Genomic DNA, 21,715 nt, shown 5'->3' with positions numbered 1-21,715 from the left:
AGAACGAGTACTCCAAGATGATCTCCGAATTCGAGACCAAGCTGCTGGGCATCATGATGATCGTCATCATGCTCGGCATGGGCGCATCGCTCACCTGGCGCGACTTTCGCATCGCCTTTCGCAAACCCAAGGGCGTGATGGTGGGCCTTTTGTGCCAGTACGGCATCATGCCGCTGCTGGGCTTTGTGCTGGCGAAGGCGCTGGGCCTCTCGCAAGGCCTGACGGTCGGGCTGATCCTCATGGCGTGCATGCCGGGCGGCACCACCTCCAACATCTTTACCTACTTCAGCAAGGCGGTGCTGGCGCTGTCGATCATGATGACCTCGGTGTCGTCGCTGATCGCGCTGGGCATGGTGCCCGCGCTGCTGGAGTTTTACTCGCAGCTGGCCGGGCTGAGCGGCGATTTCAAGATTCCGGCAGGCAACGTGGCACAGGTGCTGTTTGTGCTGCTGGTGCCCACCGTCCTTGGCATGGTGCTGCGCAAGCTCAACCCCAACATCGGCGCCACCATTGAATTGCTGGGTGGCATGCTGGGGGTGGCGGTGATCCTGTTCCTGGTGTTTACGTGGATTCCGCGCAACCACATGCTGCTGGCCGGCACGCCGTGGTACGTGTTCTTTGCCGCCATCGGTCTGGGCATCTTTGGCATCGCACTGGGTTTTGGGCTGGCCCGGCTGCTCAAGCAGGACCCCAACCGCAGCCGCACCATCGCGCTGGAGACCGGCATCCAGAACGGCCCGCTGGCTGTGCTGATCGTGACTCTCACTTTTACCGGCCCCATGCAGCAGGAGGTGCTGTTGATTCCGGTGCTGTACTCGCTGTTCATCGTGATCACCTCCAGCATCGTGACAGTGTTTTTTCGCCGCAAGAGCATGGCCGAAGCACTGGCCCGCGACCGTGCCAAGGACGGCTCGGTGCTGGCGAGCTGAGATCCAGTCCTTGAATGGATGGGGCGCACCGGGCTGCTACCATTCGCGGCTTCAGGTGCCCAATGCCGCTTGGCGGCAACGGGAGAATCGGGAAGGCGGTGCAAATCCGCCGCGTGCCCAACGCTGTAAGGATGATGACCCCTGCTCAATGCCACTGGCCCCCAAGGCCGGGAAGGCGCAGGGGCCAGAAGACTCCAAGCCAGAAGACCGGCCTGAATATCCAACGCGCTGCAAGGCCAGGCAGCGCGCCACCTATTCACGCACAGGGGACTGCCATGAATACCGCTCCAGCGCCAGCCGCGCAAAGCGTTCGCGACTTCGCACAAGAAGCCCGCGACGCCATTGACGACGCCATATACGGGCTATTTACGACGCCATCTTTTCTCACCGCCACGGGCGCGGGCAGTTTTTGCCCACGCCCGTGCCCAACGTGGTGACCGGTCGCAGCCTCACCGCTGCGCACTGCGTGCCCCCAGTGGGTTTCAAGCGCCCTGCCGCCTGAACCCATTTCTACGCGACGGGCTGGCCCGCCGCTATATCCCACCTTCCAGCGCAGGCCCGTTCGGGCTGCGCCGAGTCCTGCTTGAGCAAAAACACACCATGACCACACACCTGCCCGCGGTTACCGACCTGAACAATCCGCAAATCACCCAGGCCCTTCAACACAAGCTTGATCACAAAACCAAGCCGCTGGGTTCGCTCGGGCGCCTGGAGGCCCTGGCGCTCAGGCTGGGGCAGATTCTGGGCACCGATACCCCGGCGCTGAGCCAGCCGCAGATGGTCGTCTTTGCGGGCGACCACGGTCTGGCCGCGCGCGGCGTCTCGGCCTTCCCCAGTGATGTGACCTGGCAAATGGTGGAAAACTTTTTGGCTGGTGGTGCCGCCGTGAGTGTGCTTGCGCGCCAGCATGGCCTGGCCCTCACGGTGGTGGACTGCGGCGTGGCGCGCGATATTGCCCCGCGTGAAAACGCTCCCGACCAGCCGCGTCTGCTGCTGCGCAAGGTGGCGCCCGGCACGCAAGATGCCAGCAGCGGCCCGGCGATGAGCGCCGCGCAGTGCGCCCGGGCACTCCTGCACGGCGTCGAACTCGTGCGCGAACTGCCCGGCAACGTAGTGCTGCTGGGCGAAATGGGTATTGGCAATACCTCGGTGGCGTCGTTGCTGCTGGCCCGCATGTGCGGCCTGCCGATTGCCGACTGCACGGGTGCGGGCACGGGGCTGGACGCGGCGGGCATTGAGCGAAAACGCGCAGTGCTGCAGCAGGCGCTGGATGCCAACGTCGATGCCACCACGCCACTGGCCGCGCTCGCGTCGCTGGGCGGCTTTGAAGTGGCCGCCATGGTGGGCGCCGTACTGGAGGCGGCCGCACAGCGGCGCGTGATTGTGGTGGATGGTTTCATCACCAGCGCGGCCGTGCTCGTGGCCAGTCGCCTGGCTCCCCATGTGCTGCAGCGCTGCGTGTTTGCCCACCGCTCCGGCGAGCGGGGCCACAGCCTGATGCTGGCACAGATGCAGGCCGAGCCGTTGCTCGACCTGGGGCTGCGTCTGGGCGAGGGGTCGGGAGCGGCACTGGCCTGGCCACTTCTGCAGTCGGCCTGTGCCGTGCTGGCCGAGATGGCGAGCTTTGAATCAGCGGGTGTAGCCACCCCGAAGAGCTGATACGGAGGGGCGCGCAATCGCCCCATACCGGCAGGGCTGCGCCTGTCCAGGCCCGTCGCTCAGGCCACCACGGTCCTGTTGCGACCCTCTGCCTTGGCGCGGTAGAGCGCGGCGTCGGCACGGGATAGCATGGCGTCCAGGGTCTCCTGGGGCCCGGTCCAGCTGGTGAGGCCGATGCTCACCTGGCAGTCGAGAGGGTGGCCTGAGGCCAGCGTGGCGTGGATTCGCTGGGCCACACCCACGGCCGCAGCCGTGTCTGCGCCCGGCAGAAGCACCAGGAACTCCTCACCCCCGTAGCGCCCCAGCCGGTCGGCACGGCGCAGCACCTGGCGGGTGCGTTCGGCAAAGTGCACCAGTACGGCATCGCCGTGCTGGTGGCCATGCGTGTCGTTCACGGCCTTGAAGTTGTCGAGGTCCAGCATCATGATGGAGGGGCCGTTGCCATAGCGCTGGGCGCGCTCCAGTTCATCCTCGCAGCGCTGCAGCAATGCGCGGCGGTTCAGGGCCTGTGTCAGCGAGTCGTAGGTGGCCAGGTGCTCCAGTTCGGTGCGCAAGCGGTCGGTGGCCATCAGCACCGCGCCGATCGACAGCATCAGCACCGTGAGCACGTAGGCGCCCACATAGAGGGTCTGGAACACCGAGGCTTCCATCAGGCCACTGCCCGCCTTCCCGGCCACGATGGAGCCGAGCCGGACAGCCAGCACGAGCATGTGCAGCGCCAGCACCACTTCGACCAGCCGCACGGGAAAGTTGCGGCCCCCGTGGCGCAGCATGAAGCGCAGCTGCACGGCATACAGCACGCCCATCAACAGGGTGAAAAACCCCACGCGCGCGGGGTAGTTGGGGGCCCAGTACGTGAGGTAGATGAACACCACGGTGCTGCCCGCCATCACCCAGTTCCAGGTGCGCCAGGTGGGGGGCTGCCCCAGGAACTGCCGTGTACCCATGTAGTAGGTCACGTTGCCCAGCACCAGCAGCTGGTTGGCCAGCACCAGGCCCAGCCAGTCGGGGATGGCGCCGCGCATGCCGAACAGCAAGGTGGAGCCCAGCCAGATCAGGGGCGCTGCCGCCCAGCCGCCCACGCCCCGGATGCTGGGCGGGTAGTGCCGCCGCATGAACAGCAGCACCATGGCCATGACGGCGGACATGAAGCCCCCCAGGGCAATCATGGAACGCGGGTCGAGGTTCGTCATCCAGTGGTGCGGGCTTGGGGGATAAAGGCGTAAAAAAATGTTTCTACGCGGCGCTCAGTATAGCCACGGCCCGCTGCGGCGGAAGGCCTTGAGTGACGCTGGTGTGGGGCGGTGGTTACAGCCAGATTTTCAAGCATTTTTGGCCGCTGGCGCTTTATGGTAAAGCGCTGACAGCTATTAAAAATGTAGCTAATGGGCCGAGATCAGGGCGCCGGCGTTTTGGGCCGGTAGTCGCAATACGGGCTCACCGCGCATTCCCAGCAGCGCGGCTTGCGCGCCTGGCACACGTAGCGGCCGTGCAGGATGAGCCAGTGGTGTGAATCCACGGCGTATTCCGCAGGAACACGCTTCATCAGCTGCATTTCCACCGCCAAAGGGTTCTTGCCGGGCGCCAGGCCGGTGCGGTTGCTCACTCGAAATATGTGGGTGTCCACCGCCATGGTGGGCTGGCCAAAGGCCACGTTCAGCACCACGTTGGCGGTCTTGCGGCCCACGCCGGGCAGGGCTTCCAGTGCTTCGCGGGTGCGGGGCACCACGCCGGCGTGGCTCTCCACCAGAATGCGGCAGGTTTCCATGAGGTGCCGCGCCTTGCTCTTGTACAGGCCGATGGTCTTGATGTAGCCCTCCAGCCGCTCCAGTCCCAGCTCGACAATGGCCTGCGGCGTGCCCGCCACCGGGAACAGCCGGCGCGTGGCCTTGTTCACGCCCACGTCGGTGGCCTGGGCCGACAGCAGCACAGCGGCCAGCAGCTCGAACACCGTGGTGTATTCCAGCTCCGTATTGGGCAGGGGGTTGGCCGCCTTCAGGGTGGCAAAAAAGGGTTCAATCTGCGCGGTCTTCATCGGTGGGTTGGGTGGGGGTGGGGAGTCGAAGGGCGTGCGGTGGCAAGGGGTGCGCTGTTCAGCCGCTGCGCTGCAACGGCGGCGCCTGCAACAGGCCGACGCACAGGCCGACGCAGTGTAAGCCGCAGGAAACCTGCTCGCCAATTGGCGACAATGCGTGATTCTTTGCCAACCATCCTGTCCACGCCATGCAATTTGCCGACCGCCTGAACAACGTAGAAACCTCCGCCATCCGCGAGCTCTTCAAGCTGCTGGGCAAGCCCGGCATCATCAGCTTTGCGGGTGGCTTCCCCGACAGCGCGATGTTCGACGTGGAAGGCATCCGCGCCGCCAGCAATGCCGCTCTGACCGAAGAGCCCGGCGCTGCGCTGCAATACGGCGCGACCGAAGGCTACAACCCGCTGCGCGAGCAACTGGCAGCCTTCATGACAGCCAAGGGCGCCAAAGATGTGGTGGCCGACAACCTGATCGTGACCACCGGCAGCCAGCAGGCGCTGGACCTGCTGGGCAAGACGCTCATCAGCCCCGGCGACAAGGTGATCGTGGAGGGTCCCACCTTCCTGGCCACCATCCAGTGCTTTCGCCTCTACGGTGCCGAACTCATCAGTGCGCCCATTGACGGCAACGGTGTGAAAACCGACGAGCTGGAAAAACTCATCGCCGAGCACAAACCCAAGTTCGTCTACCTGATCCCCACCTTCGGCAACCCCAGCGGCGCCATGCTGAGCCTGGAGCGCCGCAAGGCCGTGCTGGAGATGGCCGTCAAGCACAACACGCTGATCGTCGAGGACGACCCCTACGGCGACCTGTACTTTGGCGACGCGCCTCCGCCCAGCCTGCTGAACCTCTCGGCCACCGTGCCCGGCAGCCGCGATCTGCTGGTGCACTGCGGCAGCCTGAGCAAAGTGCTGTCGCCCGGCCTGCGCGTGGGCTGGATGATTGCCCCGGCCGAGCTGCTGGGCAAGGCCACCATGTGCAAGCAATTCAGCGACGCGCACACCAGCACCTTTGCGCAGGCCACGGCCGCGCAGTACCTCAAGGCCGGCCGCATGCCCGCCACGCTGGCCAACGTGCGCAAGGTGTACGCCGAACGCGCCCAGGCCATGGGCGATGCGCTGCGGAACGACCTGGACGACGCCATCGAATTTGTGCAGCCCCAGGGCGGCCTGTTTGTGTGGGCGCGGCTCACCGGTGCGGGCGGCAAGGTGGCCGACGGCAACGTGCTGGCCAAACGCGCTATTGAAAAGGGCGTGGCCTTTGTGCCCGGCACGCCCTTCTTCTGCGCCAACCCCGACCACGCCACCTTCCGCCTGTCGTTTGCCACGGCCGATGTGGACAAGATCCGCGAAGGCGTGGCGCGCCTGGGCCAGGCGATCTGACGCCTCCATGTCCGACACCAACGATCTCGCCAACGTTCTCCAGCGCCTCGAAAGCCTGGAGATCAAGGCCAGCTTTACCGAAGACCTGCTGGACCAGCTGAACATGACCATCTACCAGCAGCAGCAACTGATCGACCGGTTGACGCACGAGGTCATCCAGCTGCGCCAGCAGGCGCCCGAAGGCGGCTCGAACGGCCCGCGCAACCTGCGCGACGAGCTGCCGCCGCATTACTGATCTGATTTTTCGATCTAAGCCTTCACAGCCCGCCAGGCTGCATCCGCCAGCTCTGCACGATAGGTGGTAGGCGAGGGCAGTCCGCCCTGGGCCGCGTTGCCCGACAGCCAGGCCCTGCAATAGCTCTGCACGGGCCCCATCACCAGAGAGGGCATCAGCTCGCACGGCAGGTTGCGCAGCGCGCCGGACTGCCGGTGCGGCTCAAACCAGGCCACCAGGGCTTGGTTGCGGCGCCGGGCGGCCTCGGCAAGGTCGGGCGTGCGTGGGCCGGCTGCCACGGCGCCCCGGGCCTGGAACAGAAAACGCGCCCGCTCGGGCTGCGCCACCACCCAGTCCAAATAGCCCGTGACCAAGGCCAACACGCCCGCCTCCACGCTCTGGGCGGCATCCAGTTGCGCCTGCACGCTGCGCGACTGGTCGTGGTAGATGTCGAAGAACAATGCTGCCACGATGCCGTCGCGGTTGCCAAAGTGGTGATAAATGCTGCCCACGCTGGCCCCGCAGCGCGCACGCACGCCGTCGATGGTCACCGCGTCCACTCCCCCTTCGGCCGCGCAGGCCAGGGCGGCGTTCAGGATGTCCTGGCGGCGGTCGGTGGGGGCTTCGGCAGAGGATGAAGTGGGAGGCGGGGAATTGCGGCTTGCCATGGAACTGGATTCTAGAATAAAGTTCTAGAAAATACTTCTAGCCCACGCTCCTTCCATGCATTCTTCCTCCATTGCCGCCCCTGCGGCCGCTGCCTCTATGCCCGGCGCCGCCTTGTACCCGCACCTGCTCGCCCCCCTGGACCTTGGGTTCACCACCCTCAAGAATCGCGTGCTCATGGGCTCCATGCACACCGGGCTGGAGGACGGGCGCGACCTCTCGCGCATGGCGGCGTACTTTCGCGAGCGGGCCGAGGGCGATGTGGGGTTGATCGTGACGGGCGGCTTTGCGCCCAACATCGCGGGCTGGGCCAAGCCGTTTGCGGGCACGCTGGCGACCTCGGGCGCCGCCAAACGCCACCGCGTGGTGACCGACGCCGTGCACGGTGCGGGCGGCAAGATCGCGCTGCAGATCCTGCACACGGGCCGCTACGCTTACCACCCACTGGCCGTGGCGCCCTCGCGGCTGCAGTCGCCGATTTCGCCGTTCACGCCGTTCGCGCTGTCGGCGAGCGGGGTGGAGCGACAGATCCGCGCCTTCGTGCGCTGTGCAGTGAAGGCGCGCGAGGCGGGCTACGACGGCGTGGAGGTGATGGGCTCGGAGGGCTATTTCATCAACCAGTTCCTGTCGCAAGCCACCAACCTGCGCACCGACGCCTGGGGCGGCGACTACAGCCACCGCATGCGCCTGCCGGTGGAGATCCTGGCCCGCATGCGCGAGGCCGTGGGGCCGGACTTCATCATCATCTACCGCCTGTCCATGATCGACCTGGTGCCCGGCGGCAGCGCGTGGGACGAGATCGTCACCCTGGGCAAGGCCGTGGCCACGGGCGGTGCGAACATCGTCAACACCGGCATTGGCTGGCACGAGGCACGGGTGCCCACCATTGCCACCAGCGTGCCGCGCGCAGCGTTTGCCTGGGTCACACAAAAGATGAAGGCCGAGTTTGCGGCGGCAGGCATCACCACGCCGCTGGTCACGTCCAACCGCATCAACACGCCCGAGGTGGCCGAGCAGGTGCTGGCCGATGGCTGCGCCGACATGGTGTCGATGGCGCGGCCCCTGCTGGCCGATGCGGCGTTTGTGAAAAAGGCCGCCGAGGGTCGGGCAGACCGCATCAACACCTGCATCGCGTGCAACCAAGCCTGCCTGGACCACGTGTTCCAGAACAAGACCAGCAGCTGTCTGGTGAACCCGCGCGCTTGCCACGAGACCGAACTGGTGTACCGCCCGGTGTCGTCGCGCAAGCGTGTGGCGGTGGTGGGCGCAGGGCCAGCGGGCCTGACCGCCGCCAGCGTGGCGGCCGAGCGGGGGCACGAGGTGCATCTGTTCGACTCCGCCCCCGCCATCGGTGGTCAGCTCAACATGGCCAAGGTGATTCCGGGCAAGGAAGAGTTCCACGAAATGCTGCGCTACCTGGCCACGCGGGTGGAGGACACGGGCGTGCAATTGCACCTGAACCAGCGCGTGCAGGCCGCCGACCTGGCGGGCTTTGACGAAGTCATCGTCGCGACCGGCGTGGAGCCGCGCGACCCGAAGATCCCCGGCCAGGACCACCCCAAGGTACTGAGCTATATCGACGTGCTGCGCCACGGCAAGCCGGTGGGCGAGCGCGTGGCCATCATCGGCGCGGGCGGCATCGGCTTTGATGTAGCCGAATTCCTCACGCATGGCGACCACCCCTCCACCACGCTCGATCTGCCCGCCTGGAAGGCGGAGTGGGGCATCACCGACCCGGCCGATGCGCGCGGTGGCCTGGCCGCCAGCGGCCCGCGCGTAACGCCCCCTGCACGGCAGGTGACGCTGCTCCAGCGCAAGAAGGGCAAACTCGGCGCGGGCCTGGGCAAGACCACGGGATGGATCCACCGCACCACGCTCAAGATGAAAGAAGTGCAGATGGTGAGCGGCGTGAACTACGAGCGCATTGCCGACGAGGGCCTGCTGGTGTCTTATGGCGAAAAGCGCGACGACCCCACGTGGATTGCGTGCGACACCGTCGTGCTGTGCGCGGGGCAGGTGCCACTCTTCAGCCTGGCGCAGGCGCTGGAGGCTGCGGGCCACAAGCCGCACCGCATTGGCGGTGCGCTGGAAGCGGGCGAGCTGGATGCCAAGCGCGCCATCGACCAGGCGGCCCGGCTGGCGGCGCGGCTGTGAAGTGCATGGCCGAATTTTAATTAAAATTGGCCGCCAGGGCTTGGTGGATAAGCGCTAGTAGCTACTATTTTTATAGTGAATGGGTGATGGTGGTGCCGCTGTATGCTGCCTGTCAGGCCCTTGCAGCGCGTGGAACACCCGCAGCGCCGCCCACGCATCGTTGGCTGCATAGACCAACTGTGCTTCAGTCAACCGGGCGTTGGCCCAGTTCGAGGTGGCGGCCTTCTTGGATTTGATGAAGCGCTTGTTGAACAGCACGGCCACCGCGCCTTTCACGCCCATGTCCTTGCGGTAGCCCTGCTGCCGGAACACGGTGTTCAGCTCCAGCACGTCGGCCGGCTGAACGCCCAGCTTGTGCTGGATGCGCTTGGTATCGTCGCCCAGCCCAAAGCCTGCCTTGGTCACGCCGCGCAGCGCCAGCAGCTCGGCCACGCGGGCGCGACAGCCGGGGTTGTGGAGCTGGAAGACCCAGGCCCGCTCCAGCGTGGCCAGTTGCACGATGTGCGGCCCGTCCGACGGCTCATCGCGCACAAAGGTGGGCTTGGATTCGGTGTCAAAACCCCAGGCGCTGGCGGTGGCCAGATCGGTGCATGCCTCGTCGGCCTGCGCGGGCGTGGAGACCAGCGCAATGCGGTCCATGCCCAGGCGCTCAAAGGGTTCCAGCAGGGCGATCTGGTCTTTGTCTGGCGTGGGGTGCTGGGCTGTGCGTGCAGTGTGCTGGCGCGTGCCAGGGTGCGGCAGGCGCGGGTCAGGGAGAGAATCCGTCATGCTGACCATTGTGCCGTGCGGCAGGTGCGGGCGGGCGGGCTTGATGGAGCCGCGACGGCGTGGCCTCCTGGCCACCTCAGCGCTTACCGGTTTTGCGCAAGCGGGGAGCTTTCGCGATCTGCAACAAGGTTTCTGCGCAGGCCGTGATAGCCAACTCCTGGTGTGCCGCCAGCCAGCCCACGCCAAACCAGGCGTTCGGTTCGCCCGCCTCGGCAATCTCCCGGTACAACGCCGCGGCCACGCGCTCGTCGTTGAGTCGGCCCAGAGCCGACAGCGCAGGCTGCAGGCTGTCCAGAAACCGCGCGCTGGGCCCATCCAAAGCCGGCTCCACAAACTCGGTGAGGTAGCGCAAACGTTTGAGGCGTTTTCTCAGGCGGTGTTGGGCGTCGGGGGAGAGTTCGGCAAAGCACTGCATGCCTTTGTGCACCTGGGCATGCAGTGTGTGCAGGCGCTGTTGCACCCAGCGACGAGTGTCTTTTGCAGCCAGACCCGCCGGTTCGCTGCCGGTGGCGCCATCCAGGCCCTGGGTGGTGAAGGCCATCAGGCCCACCAGCGCGCATTGGAAGGCTGCATCGCGCACGATGTGCTCTGCGGGCGCGGAACCGGTTGACCCATCCCCCAACATCTCCAGATGGGGTGCTCCGGCGGCGCGCAGTTCTGCCCCGATGCGTTGCAACACTTGGCTGCGGTCCCGCAGGTGGCCAAGTTGCTGGAAGACCTGCACCAGCGGCGGCTCCCAGGCGGGGTCGAAGCCGCCGGGGGCCAAGGGCGCCAGCTCGCGCAGGGCGGTGCGCAGGCGGCGGATGCCAATGCGCAGCTGGTGCACGTGCTCGTCGTCACGTGAGCCCTCGGCGAGGTCGCTGGCAGGGCCCAGGATTTGCTGCAAGCACTGCGCCACCACGGCGCGCTGCAATGCTGCTCCTGTGGGCAGTTGCTGGTCAATGGTGGACAGAGGTCTGGTCTTGCGGTGCGAGTGGTTGCCGGGCACGGTCAGCAGCCGTTCGCCCCGCTCGGCCTTGGACACCGTGCTCAAAAACAGTCCATGCCGTGTGGCCCATTGCCTGGCGAGCGCTGCCAGGCCTGCCACCGGCCCGGCCTTGAGTTCCAGCTCCAGCTCGCAAATGCGTGCCTCGCGCTGTTGCGCGGTCCCACGGTGGGCCACAACCCGCCCTGTGTCCAGTGCCAGCTCTACCACCGCCCCTTGCCGGGTGATTTCGCGGGTGATGCGGTCCATTTCGGTTCCGTAGGTTTCGGTCAACGGGCCGTTGGCGGCGTGCAGCGCCTCCAGCAGCCGGGCACCTGCCACAGTGCCAGTGTGCAGTCGGGGCAGGGGCTCGGGCACGGTGCCTGCGGTGGCCGGGCCGCGTGCGGCGTTGTGCTCCTGCCGGTCCAGCGGGCCATCGCCCAGGGCCTTGACGGTCTGCACCCACTGATCGCCCTCGCGGCGCAAGCGAAAAGCAATGCCACGGGACGACAGCGCGCCATCTGCCGTATCGAAGTAGCGCGCTTCCATGCGGATGGGCTCGAAACGGCCTCGGCGCATGGCGGCGTTCACGCCTGCCACGCGCTCCGCGGGGATGCAAAATTTGAACTCGATTTCCATGTGGAGCAAAATTATCCTGAAATATCTGCTCTTTGTGAACGCTTCAGTGCTGAAAATCGCACCACGGCCAATATTAATATATCATGCAATATGTATGATTAACTCAAAATTGATTATTGTGCGAAGGAGTTCAAGGATGACATCAAACTCATTCCCAGTGGCTTTCCCTGGTGATCACGAATCGATGTAATGAGTTTGAATGCCGAGGCCTGTACGCGGTCTGGCAGGCGCACAAAATTATTCTCTTGCACCAGGGTGTCGCCATTCAAGAATGACCAGATAATGAATTTGAGCGCCTGGGCTGTCTGCTCAGGGGCCTGGGTCACTTTGGGAAACACCACAAAAGTGCCCATGGTGATCGGCCACACCGATTTGCCCGGGCGCTGGGTCAGTGTGCTGTGGAAAGCTCCGGAGGCCGACCAGTCGCTATGGGAGAGGGCCGCCCTGAACCCATCAATGGAGGGCCCGACAAACACGCCTTCGGCATTTTTCATCTGCACGGCAGCCAGACCATATTCGGCTACATACCCAAAGTCCACGTAGCCGATGGCACCCAAGGTGTCGCGCACGCCTTTGGCCACGCCATCGCTACCCTTGAAGGCGAGAAACCCGGCAGGCCATGCAATGCTTGTCTTGGTGCCGTAGGTGGCCTTCCATTGGGGGTTGACCTTGCCCAGGTAGTCCGCAAAGTTATAGGTGGTACCCGAGCCATCTGCACGCACCACCACCTTGATGGGTAGGTCAGGCAGAGACATTTCGGGGTTCAGTGCGGTGATTTCCGCTGCGTTCCAGCGGTTGATTTCCCCCATGAAGATCCGGCTCAGCACATTCCCGTCCAGGCGCAACTGCGTACTTTGCACCTTGGGCAGGTTCACGATGGGAGTAATGCCCGTGATGGCCACGGGCAGCGCCAGAAGGCCGTATTCCATCAGGTCCTTCTCAGGTGGATAGACATCCGTGGCCCCAAAGCCGGTGGCCTGCTGCTGGATTTTTTTCATGCCCGCACTGGAGCCGACGGGGTCGTAGTCCACTTTGCTACCGGTGGCCTTGAAATACGCCTTGGCCCAGCTGCGGTAAATGGGAGCGGCTGCGGATGAGCCAGCGCCGGTCACATTCTGAGCATTGGCGTGGTCGGCGGGTATCAGCCCAAGCGACAGCAAAAATACGAAGTAAAAATATTTCATGTCCAGAAGATTTTTGATGTTAATCATATTAAGGCGACGCGAATTTTAGCGTATCGGAAAAGTGATTGAATGTCTCGGGTCGTCACTATTCTGTCATTTGAAACAATTAGTATCTTTGACATCAGGTAAAGATCCGCATGGGGCAATGCAGCCCTGCGGCAATATCCGGTGAACGTTTACAAGAGATTCATATGCTTCATAAAATGAAAATTGGTACCCGCTTGGGACTGGCGTTCGCAGTGCTTTTGCTGCTGATATCGGCCGTGGCCGCGGGCGGCATCAGTGGAGCCAAGCGATTGACAGAGCGCAGCGCCGCGCTGTACGGCGACCGTACCGTGCCCATGGGCGTGCTAGCTGAAATCAGTCATCTCACGCAGCGCAACCGTGTGCTGGTGATGGACATGCTGATGGACCCGGGCACCAGCAACCTGCAGGCCAGCCACTCAGCCCTGACCGCCAATGTCGAGCGCATCCAGACCTTGTGGAATGACTATGCCGTCAAACCCCTGAGCGTCGACGAGCAGGCCCTGGCGCAGGCCTTTGCCAACGCCAACGCCACTTACCTCGACAAAGGCCTGATCCCCGCTTCCACTGCATTGGTGGCGGGCAAATACGACGACGGTTCCGAGTTGTACATCAACCAGATCCGCCCCAACGCCGTCAAGGTGCAGGAGGCCATCGAGCGCCTGGTGGCTATGCAGATCGATGTGGCGGCTGCCGAGTTTGCTGGAGCGCGGACATTGAGCGACACCATCCACTGGTGGATGTTGGCGGCCACGGCGTTGGCCTTGATGACAGGAGCTGCGATGGCCTGGGTCATCACCCGTTCCATTGCGAGGCCCCTGGGCCAGGCCGTCGTGCTTGCCCGCACGGTCGCGGGCGGCGATCTGACTGCCCGCATCGACGTTCGCGGCAGCGACGAAACCGCCGAGTTGCTGGGCGCCCTGCGCGAGATGAACCACCAGCTGGTGCGCGTGATCACCGAGGTGCGCGAAAGCACCGAAACCGTGGCGCAGGAGGCCGTGCTGATCGCCGGCGGCACCGAAGACCTGGCACGCCGCACCGAGGTGCAGGCATCGAACCTGCAGGAGACGGCCGCATCGATGGAACAACTGACAGTCACCGTGCAGCACAACACCGACAACGCCCACCGGGCCACCGAGCTTGCGCAGGAAGCCGCCCGGGTGGCCCATGAAGGTGGCACGGTCATGCGCGACGTGATTGCGACCATGCAGGAGATCAGCGTGCAGTCGCAGAAGGTGACCGACATCATCAAGGTGATCGATGACATCGCGTTTCAGACCAATCTGCTGGCCCTGAACGCGGCCGTCGAGGCTGCACGTGCGGGGGAGCAGGGGCGCGGCTTTGCCGTGGTGGCGGGTGAGGTGCGCGGTTTGTCCCAGCGCAGCAGCACGGCAGCCCGGGAGATCCGGGGGCTGATCGCGGCGAGCGTGCGCAGCGTGGAGCGGGGCGCCACCCTGGTTGACCAGGCGGGTGAACGCGTGGCCCTGACCGTGCAAAGGGTGGGTGGCGTGATGGCGCTGATGGGTGAGATCAAGGACGCCGGGCAGGAGCAGGCCCGCGGTATCGCGCAGATTGGCGAGGCCGTGCGCCAACTGGACGCTGCGACGCAGAAGAACGCCCTGCTCGTGGATGACAGTTCGTCCGCATCCAATGGCATGAAAAATCAGGTACGGCGCCTGCTGGAGGTTGTCCAGCAGTTTCAGCTTGCGCCGTCGTCCCCTGGGGGCGGGGATGTGGCGTTGACCGGGGGCCCGGTGGGACTTACGGTGCCGGCCTTGCACGGTGGGGCCACATCCTCCCGGCCGCTGTCGCTGCCCGCGCACTGACGCAAAAAAAGCGGGGCTCTGCAGGGTGTGCAGCGCCCGTGCGCGCAGGTGGTGTGGGGTGGGTGCCGCTGCAGGCGGTACCATCGCCCATGAGAAAAATTTTCCAACTCCACGTTGAAGGCAAGAACCGCGACCGCGTTCTGGAGGCCGTCAAGCACGAAATCCGCAAGTACATCAAGCGCGAGCGCCGCCGCGATCTGCCCGAAGGCGCCGATTTCTGGGATTTCGATTGCCGCTTTGGCCGGACCAAGGAGGACGCCCAGGAGGCGCACCTGTCGGCTTTGACTGGCCTGATCAACGAGGTGGCAGCCGAGGGCGGTGCGCAGTTCTATGTGGAAATTCTGGCCAGAGCTGCCCAGCGCAAGCCCAGGGCGCCGGGCGAGGCCGCTGGCAACGAGACCCAAGAGGCCGACGACGAAATTTGAACGCCCCGGTTTTACCCAGCAATGACAGGCTCCTTTCAGGAGCCTTTTTTGTTGTGGGCGGCGGTATCGGCGGAAGCAGCGTGCGCAGCGGCCGCGCGCAACTTGTCTTTCTTGCTGGGGCGTTTGCCTTTGACGCCACCGGTGCCTTCGGGGTCGGTGACCGGTGCGGGCGCGGGTGCCTCGGTGGGTTCAAACCCTGCAATCTGTTCTCGCGGCAGTGCGAGGTGCTGGCGTTTTTCTATGAGGCGAAAGTGCGCCTCCGCGTCCGCCGTCACAAAACTCACGGCCACGCCGCTTTCGCCCGCACGGCCGGTGCGCCCGATGCGGTGCACGTAATCCACGGCAGAACGGGGCAGGTCGTAGTTGACCACGGCCGGCAGCTGCGCAATGTCGATGCCGCGCGCGGCCAGATCGGTGGTCACCACCACCTGCCAGCGCTCGTCCTTGAACTCCTGCAAAACCTGACTGCGCGCGCCCTGGCTGAGCCCGCCGTGGAACGGCGTGGCATAGATGCCGGCCTTGTAGAGCTTCTCGGCCACATGCTCGGCGGCATACTGGGTGGCCACGAACACCAGCACGCGTGACCAGTTGTGCTCCTTCACCAGATGGCGCAGCAGCTGGGTGCGGCGGCTGGCGTCCACCGCAATGGCGCGTTGCTCGATGGCGGGTTCCTTGCCGGGGGTGTGAGGCACCTCGACACGCACGGGGTTTTTCAGGAGGCCATCGGCCAGCGTCTGCACTGTCGCTGGGAAGGTGGCAGAAAAAAAGAGGTTCTGCCGTTGCGCAGGCAGCAGTGCCAGCACACGCTGCAGTTCTTCCGCAAAGCCCAGATCCAGCAGCCGGTCGGCTTCATCCAGCACGAGATGCGCCACGGCGCCCAGCCGCAGTGCGTTGTGCTCCACCAGGTCCAGCAGGCGGCCGGGTGTGGCCACCACGATGTCGGCGCCACCGCGCAGGCCCAGCATCTGGGGGTTGATCGACACGCCGCCAAACACGATGGCGATCTTGAGCGGTTGCAGCAGGTGCTGGGCCAAGCTGCGCAGCACCTCGCCCACCTGGGCCGCGAGCTCGCGCGTAGGCACCAGCACCAGGGCCCGCACCCTGCGCGGCCCCCCGGTGGCGCTCAGCTGCAATTGCTGCAGCAAGGGCAGGGCAAAAGCGGCGGTTTTTCCAGACCCCGTCTGCGCCGCACCCAGCAGGTCCGCGCCCTGCAGGATGGCCGGGATGGCCGCACCCTGGATGGGGGTGGGCGTGACAAAGCCCGCTTTTTCTGCAGCGTGGGCAAGGGCAGGGGACAAACCGAGAGAGGCAAAGGGCATGGAGGCAGCGCCAGGCGGCGCCCGACAGGTGAACGCACGCCAGCGCAATCGCAAAAAGAAGCTGCGATTGTCACCGCACTTGCACAACGGCCGTGAATGCAGTGGCTCGAGGGCCGCCGCGCGCTGCTGTGGAGCGGCCGATAATCACCCCACCGGCGATTCGCCGACGTTCCCATTTCAATGCCATGGCCCTCACCCTCGATTCTTCAGCCATCACCCACGGTATTCAGCTTGCGGTGGCTCCGGTGTTTCTGCTGACCGCCGTGTCCGGAATGATTGGAGCCGTGGCTGGGCGGCTGGCGCGCATCATTGACCGTGCCCGCGTGGTGGAAGACCGCGCCCGCGCCAACACCGAGCCAGATTTTGTGGCCCGCGCCTACCAGGAGCTGGGCGATTTGCGGTTGCGCGGGCGGCTGGCCAACGGGTGTATTGGCTTGCTCACGTTCTGTGCGTTTTTGATCGGCATCACCATCATCTTGCTGTTTCTCGGAGAGACCACCAACTTCCAGTCCAACCGGCTGGCCGTGGCCGGGTTTCTGGCAGGGGTGGTGTCGTTTTTGCTGGCCCTGGTGTGCTTTCTGGCCGAAACCCTGCTGGCCACCCGCCTGCTGAACTTTCACATGCTCCAGCGCGATGCGGAGGGCTCGAAATGAAATCGCTGGCGGACCTGGGCGGGCTGGTGTATTCAACCGAATTGGGCCGCATGTGCCCCGACTGCCGCCAGCCCCTGGCGCAGTGCTCCTGCAGGCAGAACAAACCCCTGCCCACTGGCGACGGCATCGTGCGCGTTTCCCGCGAAACGAAAGGCCGTGGCGGCAAGGCCGTCACCCTGGTCAAGGGCGTGCTGGTGGACTCGGCTGCATTGGAGCAACTGGGCAAGCAGCTCAAGGCCACCTGCGGCAGCGGCGGCACGGTGAAGGACGGCGTGATCGAAGTGCAGGGCGACCACGTGGAGCGTGTGATGGCCGCACTGCAAAAGCTGGGCCACAAGGTCAAGCGTGCGGGCGGCTAAGGGGCGGGCAATGGATGCGGACAAGCTGCAGCGCCTGGTGACCACCGAGATGCCCTATGGCAAGCACAAAGGCACGCTGCTGGCCGACCTGCCAGGCAACTACCTGAACTGGTTTGCGCGTGAAGGTTTCCCCAAGGGCGAACTGGGGCAATTGCTGGCACTGATGCACGAAATCGACCACAACGGCTTGTCCGACCTGCTCACGCCGTTGCGGAGCCGTTAATCGGTGCCGGGGCGGTTGCGTTCACCGTCCTTTTCCCGACACCGGCCTCCACCATAATGGCCCCCACCATCTGACAACAAACCCCGAGGGAATGCACATGAAGGGCCATATCGCTGCGATCGTCCTGGTCGTTTTGGGCGTGTTTTTTCTGCTGACCAACCTCGGGTTGATCAGCATCAGCCTGCGTGAGCTGCTGCGGGTGTGGTGGCCGGTGGCGCTGATTGCTGTGGGCCTGGCGCTGTTCTTCACGCCCGGCGAGAAGAAGAAGTAGTCGGTCCCGGCGCCAAGGTTCCGGCCTTGGATCAATGCACGTCGTGCCCGCTGTGTGTGTGGCGCGCAGGCGCAAACGCCGGGTCATTGCCGAAGTAGCCCCTGAACAGATTGCGCGCAATGCCATGCGCGGCCACCTGCAGTTCGCGCGCCACTTCGGGTGCAAAAAGGCGATTGGTGTGCTGCTGCCACAGCCCCACCCAGGCCGCAAAGTGGGCGGGCGTGACGCCCTCCAGCGCCATGTGCTTGCCAAAGACGTCGCCCTTGAAGCTGCGCGTGCCCAGGGCCACGGTGCTCCAGAAGTCCACCAGGCGCTGCAGGTGGGAATCCCATCGGCCGTGCAGTGCCTGTTCAAACACCGGGCCCAGCAAGGGGTCACGGCGCACGTCGCCATAAAACCCGTGTACCAGCTGCGAGATGCTTTCCACGCTTGGCGCAAGCGGGTAGTGGCTCGGGCGTGCAGCGTCGGGTGGACTCATGGCAGCAGCTCCGCCTCAGCTGCAGCCGCAGCCGGACGAGCCGCAGCCCTGCGATGGTGCTGCGCTGGCCTCGAACACCGGGAACAGCACATTGTTTTCCAGGTGGATGTGGTTGATGAGGTCATCGCCGAGCTGCGCAATGCCAGCGTACAGTGCACGCCAGGTGTTGCAGGCGCCTTGTGGCGGTGTGGCGTCGTTGGTCAGGGCGTTGAGCTTGTCCAATGCCTCGCCGTGGTCCACGTGTTCGGCACGCATCATGCCAATGGGCTGACCGACAAATGGATTCCCGCCGTTCTTGAGCATGGGGAACAGCACCTGCTCTTCCTTGAGCATGTGTGAAAGCAGCTCCTGGTGCATGGCCTCCAGGTGGTCGGCCAGGCCTGCGGGGACATGCGGGTTGTCGCGGTGCACAGCCTCCACGCGCCGCGCCATGCGGATGAGTTCGGGCAGCTGCTGGCGATGCACCTCGTGGTAGCGCGCAAGGATGTGGTCGATGAGTTCTGCGGGTGTGGCTGCCTGCGGCGCGGCGTCGCTGCGCTGCAGGGCAGAGAGCTCTGCGAGCACCGCATCCACGTCCAGGCCCTTTTCTGCCGCCGCGTGGGCCAGGCTGACCTGACCGCCGCAGCAGAAATCAAGCTTCAGGCGCCGGAACACCGCCGTCGCGCCGGGCAGCTGCACGGCAATCTGGCCGATCTGCTGGTCGGCATGGAGGGCGGGCTGGGCTGCGTGCAGGGTGTCGATACGGGCGTTCATGGCGGTCCTTTTAAAGATTCATGTGATGTGAATATTTTATCCAATAAAATGCAATTTTTGTACATCTTTCACTTTGACCTGCGACAAATCCCGTGCGCCTTACCCAATGGACCGACTACACCCTGCGCGTGCTGATGTACTGTGCGGCAACGCAAGGCCGCGCCCAGCCAGTGACCATCACCGAGGTGGCCGAGGGCTATGGCATCTCACGCAGCCACCTGATGAAGATCGTGCAGCAGCTTGCCGCGCAGGGCCTGCTGGAGACCACGCGCGGGCGCGGAGGCGGTATGCGCCTCATGGTGCCCGCGTCTTCCATCAACATCGGTGCAGTGGTGCGCGCTACCGAAACCGATTTCAACCTGGTGGAGTGTTTTGACCCTGCCACCAACCAGTGCCGCCTGAACAACCATTGCCGCCTCAAAGGCGCGCTCTGGCGGGCCATGCAGGCGTTCCTGGCGGTGCTGGACGGCGTGACGCTCGAGGATCTGATGGTGACGTCGTCCGGGGCGTCGGGCGCAGGGAGTGCGGCGCGCACCGTGTTGCCCACGGTGGCCCTGCCGCGCAACAGTGCGCTGGCGCGGCGACGCAAGCCGGGGGCGGCAGAGCCTGAATTTGAATGAAATTGGCCGCCAGCGCTTGACTGGTGGGTGCGAGCAGCTATTTATTCAGGAGCATGGCGCCCCACCTCGGCATGGCGTGTGCCCACCACAGCCGCAGGCGCATGGCCCATTCGGGGGTGTAGCCCGAGGTGGCAAACCGCACCTGGCCATCGGCATCGATGACCACCAGCGCAGGCACGGAGCGCACGCCCCAGCTGCGCGACAGGGTGCCCTGCGCGTCCACCGCCGTGGGCCAGGCCATGCCGCGCTGGCGCTGCACCTGGGCCACGCGTTCGGCATTGCCCGACTGCATGGCCACGCCCAGCACGGGCCAGTCGGCAGACAGGCTGGCGATGCTGGGCTCTTCGAGCTTGCAAATGGAACACCATTCGGCCCAGAAGTGCAGGGCCACGGGCTGGCCGGGGTGCAGGGCGCGCCACTGTGCCAGGGTGGTGTGCAGCGGCGGCGCGCTGGCATCCGCCAGGGTGGGGGCCATGAGCAGTGCCACATCGGGCGCAGGGCCTTGGGGCAGGTCGCGGGTGCGCCAGGTGTCCACCGCCACGATGGCGATCCAGGCGAGCGTGAGCGTGGCCAGGTGCTGCTTCCAGCCCCTGCGCAGGGACTGCACGGCGCGGATGGTGCGGGCCTTCAGCATGGTGGTTGTGTCGCGGAGTGCGGGGGTCAGCGCAGCACTTCCAGCAGCCGGTCGAGCCCGCCCTGGTTGATGGCCACCTTGGCCTGCGCGCGCACGGCGGGCTTGGCATGGTAGGCCACCGAAAGGCCGGCCGCGCCCATCATGGGCAGGTCGTTGGCGCCGTCGCCTACGGCAATCGCCTGCTGGGGCGAGATACCCATGAGCGAAGCCACCTCCAGCAGTGTGCGGCGCTTTTCCGCACCGTCGCAGATGTCGCCCCAAGGTTGGTCCACCATGCGGCCGGTGAGTTGGCCATCTTGCACTTCCAGCATGTTGGAGCGCGCAAAGTCGATACCAAGCCCGGCTTTGACGCGGTCGGCAAAGAAGGTGAAGCCGCCCGAGACCAGCAGCGTGGTCAGGCCCGCCGCCTTGGCGGCGGTGATCAGCTCCTTGGCGCCGGGGTTGAAGCGCAGGCGCTCTGTGAACACCTGTTCCATGTGCTGCACCATCACGCCCTTGAGCAGGGCCACGCGCTGGCGCAGGCTTTCCTTGTAGTCGGTGATCACGCCCTGCATGGCCGCTTCGGTAATGGCGGCCACCTCCGCCTTGCGGCCTGCGGCGTCGGCGATTTCGTCCACGCACTCGATGTTGATGAGGGTGGAGTCCATGTCAAACGCGATGAGCTTGTAGCTCGACAGGGACAGGGGCGGAACGATGCCCTGGACAACAAGGCCGGGGGCGAATTCGGTGGCGTGGGTCATGGCACAAATGGGGCAGGTGGGTGCAGGGATCAGAACGCGTAATGGTATCGCCCCGCCCCTGGCCGATATACGGAAAGGCTGCGGGGGCTTGCCCACGGGTTCAGTCGGGCCGGGGCAGGTACAGCCGGTCCGACCAGGTCGCCAGCCACTCGGGCTTGAAGGCCACAAAAATCGCCGTGAGCATGCCGGTGACAAAACCATCCCCCCACGCCATCAGCCAGCGCGCTACCAGCGACAGCTCATCGCCCACGCCGGGCAGCAGGTGGCCGCTCCACTGCGACAGCACGCCCGCCGCAAACACGCAGACCACCGTGCCCAGAAATGCACGGCCCAGCACATAGACAAACGGTTTGGTGCCCGTGTAGCGCCGCACCAGCGCGCCCAAGCCCAGCGCCAGCGTCGCCGGCACCACGCCCAGCCACACGGTGGCGCCCAGCGCATCGGCCCAGGCCATGGCAGGGGAGACCAGGCAGGCCACCACGCCCACAGCGGCAAGTACCGGGATTGCCAGTGGCCAGCCCAGCATCAGCACCACCAGGCAGGCGCCCGACCATTGCAGTTGCAACGGCATCGCGTGCAGCGTGGGCAGGGCCCACAGCCAGGGCAGCAGCACCAGGGTGGCCAGCAGCGGCGTCCACAGCGCAGACGGCGCGCCATGGGTTTCGTGCGCCAGGGGTTTGCCGCTGGCCAGCATGCGCCAGGGCCCTGCTGCCAGCGCAGCCACCATGGCGACGAGGACAAGAGCAGCTTCAAACCACATGATTCACTACACTATTGATAGCTGCTTGCGCATGCTGGA

Annotated in this window: 24 protein-coding genes and 1 riboswitch; of the genes, 12 read left to right on the top strand and 12 right to left on the bottom strand. The window is 65.2% G+C overall.

Features of this window, described 5'->3' with window-relative positions; translation table 11 throughout:
• Positions 1–17: 17 nt before the first annotated feature.
• Entirely contained in the window at positions 18–929 is a 912-nt protein-coding gene (locus KYG_RS16910) for a bile acid:sodium symporter family protein (RefSeq protein ID WP_008906153.1), read from the top strand.
• Positions 930–965: 36 nt separating this feature from the next.
• Positions 966–1,160, top strand: a riboswitch (cobalamin riboswitch).
• A 369-nt stretch (positions 1,161–1,529) separates the two neighbouring features.
• A complete protein-coding gene (cobT, locus tag KYG_RS16905) occupies positions 1,530–2,588 on the top strand; it encodes a nicotinate-nucleotide--dimethylbenzimidazole phosphoribosyltransferase (RefSeq protein WP_008906152.1) in 1,059 nt (352 codons plus the stop codon).
• Between the two features lie 59 nt (positions 2,589–2,647).
• Here cobT and KYG_RS16900 read toward each other — a convergent pair whose 3' ends face one another.
• The gene (locus KYG_RS16900; protein WP_008906151.1) at positions 2,648–3,781 is read right to left on the bottom strand and encodes a GGDEF domain-containing protein; all 1,134 of its coding nucleotides are present in this window, start codon (positions 3,779–3,781) and stop codon (positions 2,648–2,650) included.
• Positions 3,782–3,984: 203 nt separating this feature from the next.
• Positions 3,985–4,623 carry an endonuclease III gene (gene nth / locus KYG_RS16895; RefSeq protein ID WP_008906150.1) on the bottom strand — a complete coding sequence of 213 codons (639 nt, stop codon included), beginning with the start codon at positions 4,621–4,623 and terminating at the stop codon, positions 3,985–3,987.
• Between the two features lie 188 nt (positions 4,624–4,811).
• Between nth and KYG_RS16890 the strand changes: the two genes are divergently transcribed.
• Together KYG_RS16890 and KYG_RS16885 are read left to right on the top strand one after the other, a co-directional pair.
• A complete protein-coding gene (locus tag KYG_RS16890) occupies positions 4,812–6,002 on the top strand; it encodes a PLP-dependent aminotransferase family protein (RefSeq protein WP_008906149.1) in 1,191 nt (396 codons plus the stop codon).
• A gap of 7 nt (positions 6,003–6,009) precedes the next feature.
• A complete protein-coding gene (locus KYG_RS16885) occupies positions 6,010–6,237 on the top strand; it encodes a SlyX family protein (RefSeq protein WP_008906148.1) in 228 nt (75 codons plus the stop codon).
• A gap of 14 nt (positions 6,238–6,251) precedes the next feature.
• On the opposite strand, the gene KYG_RS16880 is transcribed toward KYG_RS16885, so the two are convergent.
• Entirely contained in the window at positions 6,252–6,884 is a 633-nt protein-coding gene (locus KYG_RS16880; protein ID WP_008906147.1) for a TetR/AcrR family transcriptional regulator, read from the bottom strand.
• A 97-nt stretch (positions 6,885–6,981) separates the two neighbouring features.
• On the opposite strand from KYG_RS16880, the gene KYG_RS16875 reads away from it, so the two are divergent.
• On the top strand, positions 6,982–9,036 hold the full coding sequence (locus tag KYG_RS16875) for an NADPH-dependent 2,4-dienoyl-CoA reductase (RefSeq protein ID WP_008906146.1): 2,055 nt from the start codon (positions 6,982–6,984) through the stop codon (positions 9,034–9,036).
• Between the two features lie 54 nt (positions 9,037–9,090).
• Here the strand turns inward: KYG_RS16875 and KYG_RS16870 are convergent, their stop codons facing one another.
• The 3 genes from KYG_RS16870 to pstS form a co-directional block, all read right to left on the bottom strand.
• On the bottom strand, positions 9,091–9,813 hold the full coding sequence (locus KYG_RS16870; protein WP_008906145.1) for a 3'-5' exonuclease: 723 nt from the start codon (positions 9,811–9,813) through the stop codon (positions 9,091–9,093).
• Positions 9,814–9,880: 67 nt separating this feature from the next.
• Positions 9,881–11,407 carry a CYTH and CHAD domain-containing protein gene (locus KYG_RS16865; RefSeq protein ID WP_008906144.1) on the bottom strand — a complete coding sequence of 509 codons (1,527 nt, stop codon included), beginning with the start codon at positions 11,405–11,407 and terminating at the stop codon, positions 9,881–9,883.
• Positions 11,408–11,520: 113 nt separating this feature from the next.
• Positions 11,521–12,618, bottom strand: a complete 1,098-nt coding sequence (gene pstS / locus KYG_RS16860) for a phosphate ABC transporter substrate-binding protein PstS (RefSeq protein WP_237707284.1) — start codon at positions 12,616–12,618, stop codon at positions 11,521–11,523.
• 176 nt (positions 12,619–12,794) lie between these two features.
• Here pstS and KYG_RS16855 point away from each other — a divergent pair, with 176 nt between their 5' ends.
• Entirely contained in the window at positions 12,795–14,441 is a 1,647-nt protein-coding gene (locus KYG_RS16855; RefSeq protein ID WP_008906142.1) for a methyl-accepting chemotaxis protein, read from the top strand.
• A gap of 89 nt (positions 14,442–14,530) precedes the next feature.
• Positions 14,531–14,866, top strand: coding sequence for a DUF6172 family protein (locus KYG_RS16850; protein ID WP_008906141.1), 336 nt, complete (start codon positions 14,531–14,533; stop codon positions 14,864–14,866).
• A 35-nt stretch (positions 14,867–14,901) separates the two neighbouring features.
• On the opposite strand, the gene KYG_RS16845 is transcribed toward KYG_RS16850, so the two are convergent.
• Positions 14,902–16,185, bottom strand: a complete 1,284-nt coding sequence (locus KYG_RS16845; RefSeq protein ID WP_008906140.1) for a DEAD/DEAH box helicase — start codon at positions 16,183–16,185, stop codon at positions 14,902–14,904.
• Positions 16,186–16,370: 185 nt separating this feature from the next.
• On the opposite strand from KYG_RS16845, the gene KYG_RS16840 reads away from it, so the two are divergent.
• The 4 genes from KYG_RS16840 to KYG_RS24870 all read left to right on the top strand — a co-directional run bounded on the left by KYG_RS16840 (position 16,371) and on the right by KYG_RS24870 (position 17,691).
• On the top strand, positions 16,371–16,838 hold the full coding sequence (locus KYG_RS16840; RefSeq protein WP_008906139.1) for a DUF2721 domain-containing protein: 468 nt from the start codon (positions 16,371–16,373) through the stop codon (positions 16,836–16,838).
• Positions 16,835–17,197 (top strand): translation initiation factor Sui1, encoded by a 363-nt coding sequence (locus tag KYG_RS16835; RefSeq protein WP_008906138.1) that lies wholly within the window; start codon positions 16,835–16,837, stop codon positions 17,195–17,197. Before KYG_RS16840 ends, KYG_RS16835 begins: the two co-directional genes overlap by 4 nt.
• 10 nt (positions 17,198–17,207) lie before the next feature.
• Positions 17,208–17,420, top strand: a complete 213-nt coding sequence (locus KYG_RS16830) for a DUF3820 family protein (protein ID WP_008906137.1) — start codon at positions 17,208–17,210, stop codon at positions 17,418–17,420.
• 97 nt (positions 17,421–17,517) lie between these two features.
• Positions 17,518–17,691: a LiaI-LiaF-like domain-containing protein gene (locus KYG_RS24870; RefSeq protein ID WP_008906136.1), complete on the top strand. Its 174-nt coding sequence runs from the start codon at positions 17,518–17,520 to the stop codon at positions 17,689–17,691.
• A gap of 31 nt (positions 17,692–17,722) precedes the next feature.
• Here KYG_RS24870 and KYG_RS16820 read toward each other — a convergent pair whose 3' ends face one another.
• Together KYG_RS16820 and ytfE are read right to left on the bottom strand one after the other, a co-directional pair.
• A complete protein-coding gene (locus tag KYG_RS16820) occupies positions 17,723–18,169 on the bottom strand; it encodes a group III truncated hemoglobin (RefSeq protein WP_008906135.1) in 447 nt (148 codons plus the stop codon).
• Between the two features lie 15 nt (positions 18,170–18,184).
• On the bottom strand, positions 18,185–18,922 hold the full coding sequence (ytfE, locus tag KYG_RS16815; protein ID WP_008906134.1) for an iron-sulfur cluster repair protein YtfE: 738 nt from the start codon (positions 18,920–18,922) through the stop codon (positions 18,185–18,187).
• A gap of 92 nt (positions 18,923–19,014) precedes the next feature.
• Between ytfE and KYG_RS16810 the strand changes: the two genes are divergently transcribed.
• Positions 19,015–19,542, top strand: coding sequence for an Rrf2 family transcriptional regulator (locus KYG_RS16810; RefSeq protein ID WP_008906133.1), 528 nt, complete (start codon positions 19,015–19,017; stop codon positions 19,540–19,542).
• A gap of 37 nt (positions 19,543–19,579) precedes the next feature.
• Here the strand turns inward: KYG_RS16810 and KYG_RS16805 are convergent, their stop codons facing one another.
• The 3 genes from KYG_RS16805 to KYG_RS16795 all read right to left on the bottom strand — a co-directional run bounded on the left by KYG_RS16805 (position 19,580) and on the right by KYG_RS16795 (position 21,676).
• Complete coding sequence (locus tag KYG_RS16805; RefSeq protein ID WP_008906132.1) at positions 19,580–20,176, bottom strand: protein disulfide oxidoreductase; 597 nt, start codon at positions 20,174–20,176, stop codon at positions 19,580–19,582.
• Positions 20,177–20,202: 26 nt separating this feature from the next.
• Positions 20,203–20,916 (bottom strand): phosphoserine phosphatase SerB, encoded by a 714-nt coding sequence (gene serB, locus KYG_RS16800; RefSeq protein ID WP_008906131.1) that lies wholly within the window; start codon positions 20,914–20,916, stop codon positions 20,203–20,205.
• Between the two features lie 100 nt (positions 20,917–21,016).
• Entirely contained in the window at positions 21,017–21,676 is a 660-nt protein-coding gene (locus tag KYG_RS16795) for a hypothetical protein (RefSeq protein WP_008906130.1), read from the bottom strand.
• Positions 21,677–21,715: the final 39 nt, after the last annotated feature.

This window comes from Acidovorax sp. NO-1 (assembly GCF_000238595.1).
GTDB lineage: Bacteria > Pseudomonadota > Gammaproteobacteria > Burkholderiales > Burkholderiaceae_C > Acidovorax.
This window is presented reverse-complemented; position numbering and strand designations above follow the sequence as displayed.